General features: G+C 44.8%; 15 protein-coding genes. 7 read left to right on the plus strand and 8 right to left on the minus strand.

Features of this window, described 5'->3' with window-relative positions; translation table 11 throughout:
- Nucleotides 1–29: 29 nt before the first annotated feature.
- From FW774_RS08840 to FW774_RS08865, 6 genes are all read left to right on the plus strand, one after another.
- Nucleotides 30–1,625, plus strand: coding sequence for a RagB/SusD family nutrient uptake outer membrane protein (locus tag FW774_RS08840; protein ID WP_149347829.1), 1,596 nt, complete (start codon nucleotides 30–32; stop codon nucleotides 1,623–1,625).
- A 15-nt stretch (nucleotides 1,626–1,640) separates the two neighbouring features.
- The gene (locus FW774_RS08845) at nucleotides 1,641–3,227 is read left to right on the plus strand and encodes a hypothetical protein (protein ID WP_149347830.1); all 1,587 of its coding nucleotides are present in this window, start codon (nucleotides 1,641–1,643) and stop codon (nucleotides 3,225–3,227) included.
- Between the two features lie 183 nt (nucleotides 3,228–3,410).
- The gene (locus FW774_RS08850; protein WP_149347831.1) at nucleotides 3,411–3,755 is read left to right on the plus strand and encodes a cupin domain-containing protein; all 345 of its coding nucleotides are present in this window, start codon (nucleotides 3,411–3,413) and stop codon (nucleotides 3,753–3,755) included.
- Nucleotides 3,756–3,762: 7 nt separating this feature from the next.
- Nucleotides 3,763–4,656 carry an alpha/beta hydrolase gene (locus FW774_RS08855; RefSeq protein ID WP_149347832.1) on the plus strand — a complete coding sequence of 298 codons (894 nt, stop codon included), beginning with the start codon at nucleotides 3,763–3,765 and terminating at the stop codon, nucleotides 4,654–4,656.
- A 1-nt stretch (nucleotide 4,657) separates the two neighbouring features.
- The gene (locus FW774_RS08860) at nucleotides 4,658–5,947 is read left to right on the plus strand and encodes an MFS transporter (RefSeq protein ID WP_149347833.1); all 1,290 of its coding nucleotides are present in this window, start codon (nucleotides 4,658–4,660) and stop codon (nucleotides 5,945–5,947) included.
- A gap of 3 nt (nucleotides 5,948–5,950) precedes the next feature.
- Nucleotides 5,951–6,703 carry an SDR family NAD(P)-dependent oxidoreductase gene (locus FW774_RS08865; protein WP_149347834.1) on the plus strand — a complete coding sequence of 251 codons (753 nt, stop codon included), beginning with the start codon at nucleotides 5,951–5,953 and terminating at the stop codon, nucleotides 6,701–6,703.
- 125 nt (nucleotides 6,704–6,828) lie between these two features.
- Here the strand turns inward: FW774_RS08865 and FW774_RS08870 are convergent, their stop codons facing one another.
- The 4 genes from FW774_RS08870 to cobA are packed head-to-tail and all read right to left on the minus strand — an operon-like array spanning nucleotide 6,829 to nucleotide 9,079.
- A complete protein-coding gene (locus tag FW774_RS08870; protein ID WP_149347835.1) occupies nucleotides 6,829–7,536 on the minus strand; it encodes an SMUG2 DNA glycosylase family protein in 708 nt (235 codons plus the stop codon).
- Nucleotides 7,537–7,749: a DUF2945 domain-containing protein gene (locus tag FW774_RS08875; RefSeq protein ID WP_149347836.1), complete on the minus strand. Its 213-nt coding sequence runs from the start codon at nucleotides 7,747–7,749 to the stop codon at nucleotides 7,537–7,539.
- Complete coding sequence (locus FW774_RS08880; RefSeq protein WP_149347837.1) at nucleotides 7,733–8,308, minus strand: DUF488 family protein; 576 nt, start codon at nucleotides 8,306–8,308, stop codon at nucleotides 7,733–7,735. The genes FW774_RS08875 and FW774_RS08880 overlap by 17 nt, the downstream gene beginning before the upstream one ends.
- Before the next feature lie 18 nt (nucleotides 8,309–8,326).
- Complete coding sequence (gene cobA, locus FW774_RS08885; protein WP_149347838.1) at nucleotides 8,327–9,079, minus strand: uroporphyrinogen-III C-methyltransferase; 753 nt, start codon at nucleotides 9,077–9,079, stop codon at nucleotides 8,327–8,329.
- 68 nt (nucleotides 9,080–9,147) lie between these two features.
- Here cobA and FW774_RS08890 point away from each other — a divergent pair, with 68 nt between their 5' ends.
- Complete coding sequence (locus FW774_RS08890) at nucleotides 9,148–9,711, plus strand: helix-turn-helix domain-containing protein (RefSeq protein ID WP_149347839.1); 564 nt, start codon at nucleotides 9,148–9,150, stop codon at nucleotides 9,709–9,711.
- A gap of 8 nt (nucleotides 9,712–9,719) precedes the next feature.
- Here FW774_RS08890 and FW774_RS08895 read toward each other — a convergent pair whose 3' ends face one another.
- From FW774_RS08895 to FW774_RS08905, 4 genes are all read right to left on the minus strand, one after another.
- A complete protein-coding gene (locus FW774_RS08895; RefSeq protein WP_197739827.1) occupies nucleotides 9,720–10,637 on the minus strand; it encodes a class I SAM-dependent methyltransferase in 918 nt (305 codons plus the stop codon).
- A 1-nt stretch (nucleotide 10,638) separates the two neighbouring features.
- The gene (locus FW774_RS20510) at nucleotides 10,639–10,818 is read right to left on the minus strand and encodes a hypothetical protein (RefSeq protein ID WP_197739828.1); all 180 of its coding nucleotides are present in this window, start codon (nucleotides 10,816–10,818) and stop codon (nucleotides 10,639–10,641) included.
- A 150-nt stretch (nucleotides 10,819–10,968) separates the two neighbouring features.
- Complete coding sequence (locus tag FW774_RS08900; protein ID WP_149347840.1) at nucleotides 10,969–11,946, minus strand: bifunctional heptose 7-phosphate kinase/heptose 1-phosphate adenyltransferase; 978 nt, start codon at nucleotides 11,944–11,946, stop codon at nucleotides 10,969–10,971.
- Nucleotides 11,921–13,141, minus strand: a complete 1,221-nt coding sequence (locus tag FW774_RS08905) for a pyridoxal phosphate-dependent aminotransferase (RefSeq protein WP_187774862.1) — start codon at nucleotides 13,139–13,141, stop codon at nucleotides 11,921–11,923. Before FW774_RS08905 ends, FW774_RS08900 begins: the two co-directional genes overlap by 26 nt.
- Nucleotides 13,142–13,762: the final 621 nt, after the last annotated feature.

Consider the following 13,762-nt stretch of genomic DNA (forward strand, 5'->3'; position numbering starts at 1 on the left):
AACAGAATAAACCATAAAGGCATAAAGAGATGAAAAAGATCATACAAATACAGGTAATTGTGCTGCTGTTGGCAGGCATAAGCTCCTGTAAAAAAGTAATAGATGTCAGCCCGGTTTCAAACGAAGTGGCTTCAAACTATTACCGGAATTATACCGAAGTTAATGTAGCCCTTACGGGATGTTATAATGGTTTACAGGAACCGCTTACCACCGAGTGGATGATGACCGAGCTTCGCAGCGATATATCCAAGCAGCGTGCAACCAGCAGTACCAGTAACCCGAATATTGAGCTGAACCAGTTGAACCTGTATATGGTAAGTCCGCAGCATCAGCAGGTATATAATTACTGGCTTAGCTCGTATAAAAATATCCGTAACATCAATTATGTGCTCAGAAGCCTGGGCATAACGTACCAGAACGGGCAATTGGTTTACGGGCAGCCGACAGCAGTGGTAACCGATGCACAAAAAGCCGAGCTGGCCGGACAGGCTTTGTTCCTGCGGGCATATCATTATTTTAACCTCGTGCGTCTGTTCGGCGGCGTCTTCCTGGTCACAGAACCCTTAGATCCCAAAGCCGCCAAGCAGGTTAACCGTTCGTCGGTAGATGAATGTTACCAGTTAATTATGGCCGATCTGCTTGCAGCAGCAGAAATGCTTCCTAAAAATACCTATAGCCAGATACCGTCGGCCGATTTAGGCAGGGCCAATGCCTGGGCTGCCGAGGCGCTGCTGGCAAAAGTATATTTAACGTTGCCAACACCACGTAAAACCGATGCCCTTACACTGCTTAACGATATCATTGATAACAGCGGTTACGGGCTGGAAAGCAGTTACGACAGGGTATTTTCCATCACCAATGAGATGAATAAAGAAATACTGTTTGCTGTGCGCTATAAAGCAGGATTAGTAGGCCTGGGCAATCCCATGGCCAACCTGTTTGCACCGGCAAGCAGCGGCGATGCCATTGTAAACGGCGATGGCAGCGGTTATAATTATCCCACAACAGATCTGTACGCAGCCTATATATCCTCAACAAGCAGTTTTTCTGATGCCCGTAAGCCGGTGAACATTGGTGTTTTTACCAGTTCTACGCCATATTATGTAAATAAATTTATATCCAAAGTGGTTATCAAGAACGATGCAGAGAACGATTTTCCGGTTATCCGTTTCCCGGATGTACTGCTGATGAAAGCCGAAGCAACAGGCTTTGACGGCTCCTCGGGAACATCCGTAAGCATCATTAACCAGATACGCCAGCGGGCAGGGGCCGGCAATTACACTACCGGTTCATTTACCGCGGCATTTTATAAATATCCGGCAAGCGGAGCCAATGCCATCACTACATCCGATGCTTTCTTAACCGCCTTGTTAACCGAGCGGCGCCTGGAGTTTGCTTTTGAGAACCAGCGTTTGTTTGACCTGGAACGGAACGGGCAGGCTGTTACAGCGATACGTAATTATTACGCATCCGAATACAAATCACATTACAGTAAATACAAACCGGTAATAGCTTTGGAGACGTTACAGGCTAACGTTACACAGGAGCATTTGTTGCTGCCCATACCACAGCGTGAAATTGATACCAATAATGAAATTACCATACAGCAAAATCCGGGTTATTAATAAAAAGACAGGATAATGAAAACATTTTTAAAATTATCAATGTGCCTGCTGCTTGTGGGCGCATTGTTCAGCATATCATCCTGCAAAAAGGATGAGCTCAGTTCGGGAGACGGTACTGTAACTGCCGAAGGTTATACCTTCAATAAGGCAAATCAGAAATTTACGCCCGATGATGACGTAAAAGCTGAAATTACTTCGGGGCAGGGTATACGCTTTGTATATTGTTACCTGGTACGCAGCAACGCTACAGATTCATTGATCTATGTCACCAATAATACTTCCGATCTGCCGCGTGACTACACCCTGACCATACCGGCAGCATCATTTCCGGTTAATAATATGGCGCATGTAAAAGGCGTAAAAGTAATGGTGAAACAGGCGGATAACAGCTCACTTGAAGGTTTTATTACCATTACATTCTTTGATCCCGATCTACCACAGTTAACCGGTTTTCCTCAAAGCCTTACGGCTGATATTAATGGCGGGAATACCCAGATAAAAGGTACGGTTACATCAGCTTACGGATTGAAGCAGATAGACATATATGATGATTATCAGACAGAAAATACGTATGTGCTGGTAAACAGTATCACCGGTTTAAATGATGTTAAGCAATATGCCGTAGATTATGCCTATAAATACCGGAAAGCAGCACAGCATATAAAAGTAGCAGCAACCGATATCTATGGTCAGGTTAACGAGCTGATTATCGATATGCCGGTAGATGTTTCTATATTCAAGCCGCAGTTTACAGGCTTTGCCGCATCCATAACACCTAATCAGAGCGGTACAACACCGGTTACCGGTACCATTACTTCTGTAACCGGGTTAAAACGGATCGATATTTACGACGATTACCAGGGCAGCTATGAGCTGGTAGGCAGCATCAGTAACCTGAACAATGCGCTGAGCTATAACATGAGCTACGATTATACGTTTCGCAAGCGTGCCGCTCATATCAAAGTGGTGGCCGAAGATGCGGATGGTTTACAGGCCGAGCTTATTATCCCCTTAGATATTGTTTACTATACAACGCTTTATAAGGATGTGTTCATGACAGGTCAAACTACGGCAACCAACACCATCTTTTTTGACAGTAATGGCACTACCGGCAGTAATTGCGATATCAGTGCCAATGAGGCAACTATGGCATTTTTGTATTATGGAACAAGTACCGGCCCGGCATTTTACAGTCCGACCAATACCACCAATGTAGCTGCTAATTACAAATGTAGCGGTACATCGTGGGTAATAAGTAATCAATCGGTTTTACGGGCAACCCGCTTCCGCGTATTGGTTCCCGGTACAACCGGAATAGATAATGTGTACGCGTTATATAATGCCGATGCTATTGATAAACTGGATGATGCTTTTTTTGATGCCAATTCGATAGCTGCACCTGGAGGAAGTTCGGCTAAGTATGATCCCTCAGCATCAGCCACAACCAGCGTGTTTAATACTGCCAGCGCTTACCTGATCTATGCCCGCATACCGGATGCCAATGGAGGCACAACACATAAAAATGCACTAATCCGGGTAAAAGAAGCTACTTCTTCTACCGGAACGTCAACCATAAAGTTTGATATTATGATAGAGAAATAGTAATTGAGCTGAAAGTAAAAAGTGAAAAGTAAAAAGTTGAGCGAAGCCGATATTGTCCCGGGCAATTCGGGGTTTGGGATTGAAAATAAAAAGTAAACTTACCCGGGATAAGCAATTTAACAATACAACAATTAAACATAAACAATAACAGCAATCCAACAATAGAAAAGAAACAATAGCAAGATGATACAAAGCAGTTTATTTCAGATTGAAGCAGAAACTCAATGGAACGACCTCGGTAACGGCGTGCAACGTAAAATTTATGGTTATGATGACAAGATCATGCTGGTAAAGGCCAGGTTTGAAAAAGATGCCGTAGGTGAGTTGCACCAACATCCGCATTCGCAGGTAACCTACGTAGAAAGTGGTGTGTTCAGAATGACTATTGGCGAAGAAGTGCGTATTATCCGCACCGGCGATGGTTATTATGTTCCGCCGCATGTTATGCACGGTTGCGTTTGCATAGAGCCCGGCCTGTTGATCGATGTATTCAGCCCTCACCGTGAGGATTTTTTAACCAGTAAATAATCAGAAAATGATAAGGAAAATAAGCACCGCCGTTTTACTTTTTACGGCGTTAAACAGCAGCTACGCACAGGAGGAGACGGCGCCCGTAAAAAAAGTAGAATTTCCCGAAGGATATACCTCGCAAATTGATGTAGTATACACCAAAGTTGGCGATTGGGATGGACGGATGGACCTGTACCTTCCGCCAAACAAAGGAAAAGCTACTCCCATAGTGATAAACATCCACGGTGGTGGCTGGAACCACGGAACCAAAGAATCACAAACCGGGTTTTCAACCTTTTTTAAGATGGGCTTTGGTGTAGCCAATGTAGAATATCGCCTGACGCCACAGGCAACGGCGCCCGCAGCGGTAGAAGACGTACGTTGCGCACTGATCTACCTGATAAAAAACGCCAAAAAACTCAATATCGATCCTAACAGGATCGTGGTAATGGGTGGTAGTGCCGGCGGACACCTTGCGTTAATGGCCGGAATGCTGGGCAATAATCATATTTATGATACGAATTGTCCCGGCGTAGATAATATTAAAGTAGCCGCAATAGTAGATAAATACGGTATTACCGACGTTTGGGATTGGGCTTACGGACCAAACATTACCAGCAAATCGGCTACCAACTGGCTGGGCAGCCGGGCCAAAGACGAAGCCTTTGCACGGTCGCTATCGCCAGTTACCTATGTCTCAAAAAATACACCACCCACCTTTATTGTACATGGTGATGCCGACCCGACAGTGCCTTACCAGGAATCTGTTACATTGGCTGAGAAATTAAAGGAAGCCGGCGTTAACGTAAAGTTTATGACCGTCCCCGGAGGTAAGCACGGAAAGTTTGATGCAGATAAAAACCGTGAGGTGAACAAGGCAATTGCAGATTTCCTGAAAAGCCTTGGTTTAGACAAGTAGTATGAAGATCAGAGGATTAAGATGGTATATCATTAGCCTGATAGCGCTGGCTACGGTTATCAATTACATTGACCGTAGCGCTATCAACATCATGTGGCCGTATATCTATAAAGATTTTGGCATAGCCGATGTTGATAATAAAAATGCCCTGGCACTGATCACCACATTTTTTATGATAGCCTATGCCATCGGGCAGACCCTTACTGGTAAAATGATGGACAGCATCGGCACCCGGCTGGGCATGGCTGTGTCCATTGTGGGGTGGAGCATATCTATTGCCCTGCATTCGGTGGCACGGTCGCTGGCATCGTTCAATGTTTTCCGGTTTATGCTGGGTGTGAGCGAGGCTGGTAACTGGCCCGGGGCAACTAAAAATAATGCCGAGTGGTTCCCGGCCAGGGAGCGGGCCATAGCACAGGGCATTTTTGGTGCAGGTGCATCGTTGGGATCGGTGGTTTCGGCGCCGGTAATTGCCTTGTTATACTTAGCGTTTGGCTGGAAAGTGAGCTTTTTACTGATAGCTGTGCTAGGTTTTTTATGGCTTATTCCGTGGCTGGTGGTTAACAAGGCTACGCCCGATAAACATCCCTGGATAACCGAAGAAGAGCGAAACTATATACTGGATAACCGGGCAAAACCTGCCGAACGTGAGGTTGCGACCGAAGTGTATACCTGGAAACAATTGCTGCGGTTTAAAGATACCTGGGGCATTATCCTGTCGCGGTTTTTTATCGATCCCGTTTGGTGGTTGTTTGTAACCTGGCTACCCACATTTTTAAAAGAGCAGTTCCATTTTAATATCAAAGAGATAGGCGCTTTTGCATGGGTTCCGTACCTGTTTGCAGCCATAGGCGGCTTACTGGGCGGGTATTACTCGGCATACCTGATAAAAAGAGGAATGGCAGCCTCAAAAGCCCGGAAAAAAGCGATAGCAATAGGCAGTGTCATCATGCTTGTATCGCTGGCTGTAACCGCATTCTTCCTGGAAGATTTTAAAGATCGCCCGGATATTATAATTGGCCTGATCAGCGCCACGCTGTTCGGCTTCCAGTTCGTAATTGGCAATATACAAACGCTGCCAAGCGATTATTTTCACGGAAAGAACGTAGGCACGGTTGCCGGCTTAGGCGGTACAACGGCGGTGATAGGCACACTGTTCACCACCTGGGCCGTTCCGGCTATTACCCGGCAGCATTACGAAGGATTTTTTATACTGGGAGCGGTTCTTGTACCCGTTGCCTGGTTGTGCATCCGGTTTATTTATACAAAAACTAAAACAACAAATACATAATTTATGAAGCTTAAGAATAAAGTTGCGGTGATTACCGGAGGAGCCCGTGATATTGGCAGGGCCACATCGTTAAAACTGGCACGTGAAGGTGCCAAAGTGGTAATTAATTACTTTCAGCAGGAAGAACTGGCAAAAGAAACATTAGAGCTGATAAAACAACAGGGAGGTGAAGCCATTATTGTGCATGGCGATATGACCAAAGCCGCTGATGTATCAAACCTGATCAATAAAGCACGTGAAGCATTTGGCGATGAAATACATATTCTGGTAAATGTTGCCGGAGGTTTGGTAGCCCGGAAAACTATTACAGAAATGGATGAGGAGTTTTGGGACTTCGTGATGGATCTGAACCTGAAATCAGTTTTCCTGGTGAGTCGTGAAACCGTTCCGTACATGCCGCAGGGTTCGGCCATTATCAATTTCACTTCACTTGCCGGTCGCGACGGCGGCGGCCCCGGAGCCAGCGTATATGCTACAGCAAAAGGAGCTTTGATGACTTACACACGCTCGCTGGCGAAGGAATTAGGGCCTAAAGGCATCCGGGTAAATGCAGTGGCGCCGGGTATGATTGCCACTACATTTCACGATGTGTTTACCAAGCCCGAAGTACGTGCCAATGTAGCCAATGCTACTCCGTTGAAAAGAGAGGGTAGGGCAGAAGAAGTTGCCGATCTGGTTGCTTACCTTGCCTCAGATGAATCCAGCTTTATCACCGGAACAAATATCGACATTAACGGTGGTGTAGCATTTTCGTAGAAATATTATCCAAAAGGCTGTCCGAAAAGCCCGGTTTTCGTTGTCCTGTTCTTCGAAGAAGTCCTTTGTCCGATCGAGTACCTGGAAGCAAAATGACGTTAAGGATTTTTCGGACAGCCTTTTTATTATAAATCAGGAAGTTTTGCTTTCTGAAGCGCCAACAGGTAATTACACAAATACTTCTCTTTGTCTTTTGACCTGTATTGCTCGATGTAGCGGGGATGTTCCAGCACCACGATGTTATCGAAAAGCTTTTCTTTCTGGTTGATGCGGCTAATGAACGAAGCATTCTTCTTACCCAATACATAAACCTCCGAAGTATCAAGCCCCAAAGCAATGTGCTGTCGCAGCGATTGTACCATAAACGGCTCTACGCATTGCATTAACGCCTTATCATCGTAATAATTGGCATTCAGCCATTTGCCCATCCCATTATTGCGAATAATGGCCAGCGGGAACGGCGAATTAATGTAAAAATCAGCATAGAACTTGCTGGCTCCGCCATATTGTGCTATCAGATCGTAAATAAAAACAGATGATACCTCGTGCGAGTAAGCACTGTGCATTTTGATGCCGCAAACCGTATCAAGCCGTTTGGTATCGGTAAACGGAACGCCGGTTAAGCCTGCACCGTGCCTGCTGGGGTTGATACCAATAATAAACCGGCGTGCATTGTTGTCGTTGTAAAATTTGTAATAAAATGCTTCCATGGTCTGCATGGTCTCCGGGTTATCCTTAAAAGGATTTAACACACCAAAACCGTTTGGTAGTTCGCCGGTATAATGCAGGTTTTTATTGAAAGCGATAATGTTATCAGCTAACGTATTTCCCATTTACTTAATTTTGGTTAAGGCTGCACCTTTGTGCACAGCTATATGATCTGTTTTATCACTTTTAATTTCGTATTGCGGGTTATCTGCATCGGCATGATGCGTATAGCCTTTGTAATCGAAATCCTTGCGATGTACTTTGATGATCTTTCCCGAAACCCTGCCTGCTTCTGAGTTCCAGCTCACGTGGTCGCCTGTTTTAAATTTTGCTTTCATCGGTTTTACTATTATTATCAAACAATGTATCCTCGGTATAAAACACCTTATTATTTTTTATCCTGGCTGCCGCCGTATACGGATGTTCCTGCACTTTATCGGCCGACATAATATGCATCACCCGCCAGCCTTTCGCTTTCAGATAATCAGAGATCAGGGAGCGATGACAACGCCACCATACGGCCTCAGAGCACATATAAGCTGTTGTTTTCGCTAATGCAAGATGTTCCAGTTCATTCACCGATTTTTTAAAGGCAGACGTTTCCATATAATCGGCATAACCCCGAAAGGCTTCATTATGCCAGCGGGTATTGGGCGAATTTTTTTCAGCCTTACGCCGGCCACCTAAATCGGCCAGGTGAATGTATTGAATATCAACACCGGCTAATGATTTTTGCAGGTTTTGCTCGTTAAATTGAGGAAATTTCCTCGACATGGGAAAACGCCTGACATCCACCAGGAGCTGTATACCGTATGGCTGAAGCATGGCAATAAATTCTGCTATAGTATGCGTAGAATGTCCAATGGTATAAACGGTATGTACTGTTTGCTCAGGCATCAGATTATCAATACAATGTTATTGCAGGCTCTCCACCGCGACAACCCGGCCGATAATAATAATAGCCGGGTGAGTAATATTGTTTTCACGGGCCATAGCAGGCAAATCCTTCACCAAACCGCGGGCAAACTTTTTATGAGGCAATGAAGCATGCTGTATAATAGCTGCCGGAATATCGCCCTTACCGGAATGAATATAGGTTTCGGCTATAGCATCCAGTTTTTTCATACCCATATAAATTACCACGGTGGTATTGCTGTGCATCGCCAGTTTCAGGTCATCAGAAAGCGAACCGTCTTTCTTAGTGCCGGTAACCACCCAGATACCCTCGCTCACCGAACGGTGGGTCAGGGGGATATCCTCTAATCCGGCGGCTTGCATGCTGGTAATGCCCGGAATGTAATACGTTTTAATTCCCAGCGAACGGGCGAAAAGCACTTCCTCCAATCCGCGGCCGAAAATAAACGGGTCGCCGCCTTTTAAACGCACCACGCTTCCTTTTTCAAACGCTTTTTCACGGATAAGCTCATGGATAGTTTCCTGCCGGGTAGCAAGATCGTCATAAGGTAGCTTACCCACGTAGATCAGCTCGCAATCTGCAGGAGCCAAAGCCAATAGATCTTTATTGGCCAGGTTATCGTACAAAATTACTTTTGCCTGCTGCAGAATACGCTGCCCCTTCACAGTAATTAATTCCGGGTCGCCGGGACCTGCGCCAATAACATATAACTCGGGGACGGTAGAAGTGGAAGTATCTGGCTGCTTTATCATTTCATGGTAATTATACTCAATTTCTATGTTTTTTGTGGCAGGATATTTTGTATTATTACGTAGAAATTATGCAATTGTATATAAAAAATATGGTTTGCGACCGCTGTAAGCTGGTGGTTAAGGCTGAGTTGGAAAAGCTGGATCTGCATCCGGTTAACTTGGCGCTGGGTGAAGTAGATTTACAGGAAGAAGAGGTACCGGCCAAAACCCTGCAACAACTGGAGCAAGCCTTGCATAACCTGGGATTTGAGCTGCTTGGCGACAAGAAAGACCGGTTAGTAGAGAATATTAAACATATTGTTATAGAGCTGGTTCATCGTACAGACGATATCCCTAAAGAAAAATACAGTCATATTATTGCCGATAAGCTGAATTACGATTATTCTCACCTGAGCAAACTGTTCTCGGAAGCTGAGGGCGTTACGCTTGAGCATTATATTATTAACCAGAAAACAGAGCGAGTTAAAGAATTGCTGACATATAACGAGCTGTCGCTAAAAGAGATAGCTTATTTAATGGGATATAGTAGCGTGGCGCATTTATCGGCACAATTTAAAAAAGTTACAGGGCTTACGCCGAGCCAGTTTAAGTCGCAAAAAAATAAAACCCGGAAACCGCTGGATGCCGTTTGATCATTTTGTTACTGTATGAATTGGGCAAGTCTTAATCCCGAAAGGTGATGCAGGTGCTCATCCTTCTGTTGTACCAATACTTTGAATTTATTGCCCATTTCCATAAGGAAGGTATGTAACATGAGGGTTTGATTGGCTATATCGGCCGATTGTTCATTATTTTTCTCCATTCGGCGTATATGTTCGGTCAGTCCCAGGTCGAGCATAAACCGTGTTTGACTGGTTAGCCCGCAACAATCCAGGCCATACGCTGCCCCCCAGTGCTGTAAAGCAGAGAAATTTACATGAGCCGTAATATCCTGCCTGCCAATATCCTGGTAGGGATGAGTGTTTACCTGGTGCTTGTTATAGCAAAGCAGGGTTCCTGCGCTCCGGTAAGGGCGATAAAATTCATCGGATGGATAACCGTAATCTATGGTTATAACGAAGCCTTTTTTCAGAGCTTGGGCAATTTCTTGTATCCAATGGTTGGCTTCAAGGTTTATTTCGGTACGGAAGCCTTTGGGTAAGCTTACCTGCAACTGTTCCAAATAGGTATGAAGCTCCGGCGAAGCGGGTTGTAAAACCTCATGAAAGCCTTCGTTATAATCAACAAATACTTCCATAAGCTCCTGTTGCATAATTACCGGGTGCACAGCGAAATTATCCAGCACTTCGTTGGATAATACACAGGCCGAGGTATGCGGAATATCCTGTATGGAGCTGTGCCAGCTAACTTTCTCGCATAAATGAGCCTTCTCTTTTTCACGCATGGCCGGGCTTTTTTCAATGATGCAATAGTTGAGGTTATTATACATAACTTTATTGTTTTTTAGGTAGTTAAGAATATCCCGGCATAGAAGACCAGTTCCGGCGCCGTATTCAATAATGGTAAAGTCGGTTTTACCTAATATAGCCCACATTTCCTCGATCTGTGTGGCAATCATTTCACCGAACAGGCGGGGTAAGGCAGGGACTGGTATAATAGTCGCCCTGTTCACCAATAGTTTCTTTTGACGATGTGTAGTAACCCAATTCAGGATAATACAGGGCCATTTCCATAAAATCATGAAAACTTATTGGCCCCCGCGACCGTATCTCGCGAATGATAATATCAGTTAATGTCATAGGTAGTGGCAGATGAAATTACAACAACGGTACGCATTGATGGTTTGGCTGAGTTTTAGGCAGACAGGGCTTTTACCTGAATACAGTTTGCTGTTGTTCAGGGTAAAGGAAGTAAAGATAGGATGGAAGCTGTAATCGGGAGAAGAAGACCTAAATCTTCTTTTGCGCTTCGTTAAGCAGTTGTTCTTTATCAACAGGAACTACGCCTACGTATTCGCAGACTAAACCGCCGGCTAAATTGGCAATGGCTGCGGTGGTAAACTCATCCATACCGGATGCCAGGCATACGGCTGTGGTTGCAATCACGGTATCACCGGCGCCGGAAACGTCAGCAATATTGCGGATATGGGCCGGAATGCGTTGTTTGCCCTTTGCCGAGCTGATGTACACCCCACGCTCAGACAGGGTAACCATAGCCATTTTGCAGTTCAGCTTATCCTGTAAAAGGCTGATGGCATCTTCAACCTCGTTGGGAGACGAAGCGTCAATGGAAATTTTCAGCCCTTCGCGTAATTCTTTAAGATTGGGCTTGAAAAGTGTAACATCCTTATAATCCAGGAAATTGCGCTTTTTGGGGTCAACTACGGTGATGATCTGCTTTTGGTTGGCCAGTTCTACAATTTCGGTGATCAGATAAGGCGAAAGCACGCCTTTATCATAATCTTCAAATATAATGGCATGTATAGGCCTGCTTTCAATGATCTTCCGGATGGTATGGAGCAGGCTTTGCGTCATTTCTTCGTCCAGCAGCTCATCATTTTCAGAATCAATGCGAACGATCTGCTGGCTGTGACCAATAACGCGGGTTTTTACCGTGGTAGGCCGTGAAGGGTCTTTGATAATCCCTTCGGCGGGTAGGTTCAGCTCGTTTAACAGGTTGTGAAACTCTGCTGCATCCAGGTCATCGCCGGTAACGGCACATATTATGGGATTTGCGCCTAATGCCCGTACGTTCAGTGCTACGTTTGCAGCACCGCCGAGCCGGTTCTCCCGTTTGTTAACGGAGACAACCGGCACAGGGGCTTCTGGTGAGATGCGGTCGACCTTACCCCACAGGTAGGCATCGATCATCACATCCCCAACAATAAGTATATTCAGGTTATTAAACTGCCGGAACAGGTTTTCCATCCTTTAATTGCGCAAGGGCAGATTTAATGCGTTTAATAGCCTCAACTAATTTATCATCGGCAGCAGCGTACGATAAGCGTATCGATTTCGGATCACCGAACGCGTCGCCGCTAACGGTAGCAACATGCCCTTTGTTCAGCAGGTAAAGCGCTAAATCGTCGGCATCTTTAATAACCTCGCCATCATCGCTTACTTTACCAAAAAATGAGCTTACATCCGGGAAGAAATAGAAGGCGCCTCCGGGCAGGTTAACCTTTAATCCGTCAATATCTTTTAACAGGCTGTAAACCAGGTCTCTTCTGCGCAGGAAAACTTCCTTCATTTCATGAACGGTATCTAATCCGCCTTCGTAAGCTGCAATAGCGGCACGCTGGGTAATAGAGCAGGTTCCTGAAGTGATCTGGCTTTGCAGCTTATCGCAGGCAGCGGCAATTTCCTTGTTGCTGGCTGAATAACCCAGGCGCCAGCCGGTCATGGCATAGGCTTTAGATAAGCCGTTAATAACAATTACGCGGTCTTTTATGCTTTCAAACTCGGCAATAGAGGTGTGTTTGCCGATGAAGTTGATATGCTCGTAAATCTCGTCGGAAATGATGTAGATCTCCGGGTGCTTTTCGAACACTTTTACCAAAGCGGCCAGCTCATCGCGGGTATAAACGGTACCGGTAGGGTTGTTTGGCGATGAGAACATGAACAGCTTGCTTTTAGGCGTAATAACCGCCTCAAGCTCTTCAGGGGTGATCTTAAAGTCGCTTTCAATAGATGTATTGATGAATACCGATTCGCCTTCTGCCAGCTTAACCAGCTCTGAATACGATACCCAGTAAGGTGTAGGGATAATTACTTCGTCGCCGGGGTTGATCAGGCACATGATCACATTGGCCAATGCTTGTTTGGCGCCTGTTGAAACTACGATCTGGTCGATGCCGTATTCCAGGTTGTTTTCGCGTTTCAGTTTGGCGGCAATGGCTTTCCGCAGATCCGGGTAACCGGTAACCGGAGTGTAGTAAGAATAATTCTGGTCGATGGCTTCCTTAGCGGCCGATTTTACAAAATCAGGGGTATAAAAATCTGTTTCTCCGAGGCTCAGGCTGATCACATCAACGCCTTTTGCTGCTAATTCCCGGCCCAGTTTAGACATTTTGATGGTTGCCGACTCTGCCAGGTTGTTAATTCTATCCGATAAAACTGTCATGGTTATGATTAAAATATTGCAAATATAGAAAGCTAAAATCAATAGCCATAGAAAAAGTGGTAATAATCAGGAAAACACAATAATACCGTATCAGCTTATTTGTACTTTGATTCTAATAACGGCCTTGATATTTGCTGTTGAGATAAGGAAATTTGTTAACATTACCCTGCTAAGATAATTTTGCCTTTTGACTTAGTACCAGTATTGCCTGTTCCAAAACTGTTATCTTCTCTTTTTTCTTTAACATTTTAATCAACTGCTGTACGGTTATTTTTTTCTGGTTGCAATCCCTTAAATACTACGCAGCTTAGCGGCTGATTTTATAACTTTTATTCACATAAGCATCAATTTTGATTTATCAAAAATCAAGGCTAACCAGGCTGTTGGGCCGTATGAGTGTGTTTTTCAGAAAAATGCGCTGCAACATTTTTATATGAAGAATGCATGAAATTTCTACCATCGGGCACACCCCGGAGACCTACATTTGGCTTTATGTTTCTGATTAGCTGACGGGAAATTACAGCTAAGATTCATAACAATTATAAAACTAAAGTATAGCCTTTTATCTGTAAAACTCCTGTTTAGAGATGATTTTCAGCAACTGGAAAATTTGTCGTCTGT

This window comes from Pedobacter sp. BS3, from assembly GCF_008274585.1.
Classification (GTDB): Bacteria; Bacteroidota; Bacteroidia; order Sphingobacteriales; family Sphingobacteriaceae; genus Hufsiella_A.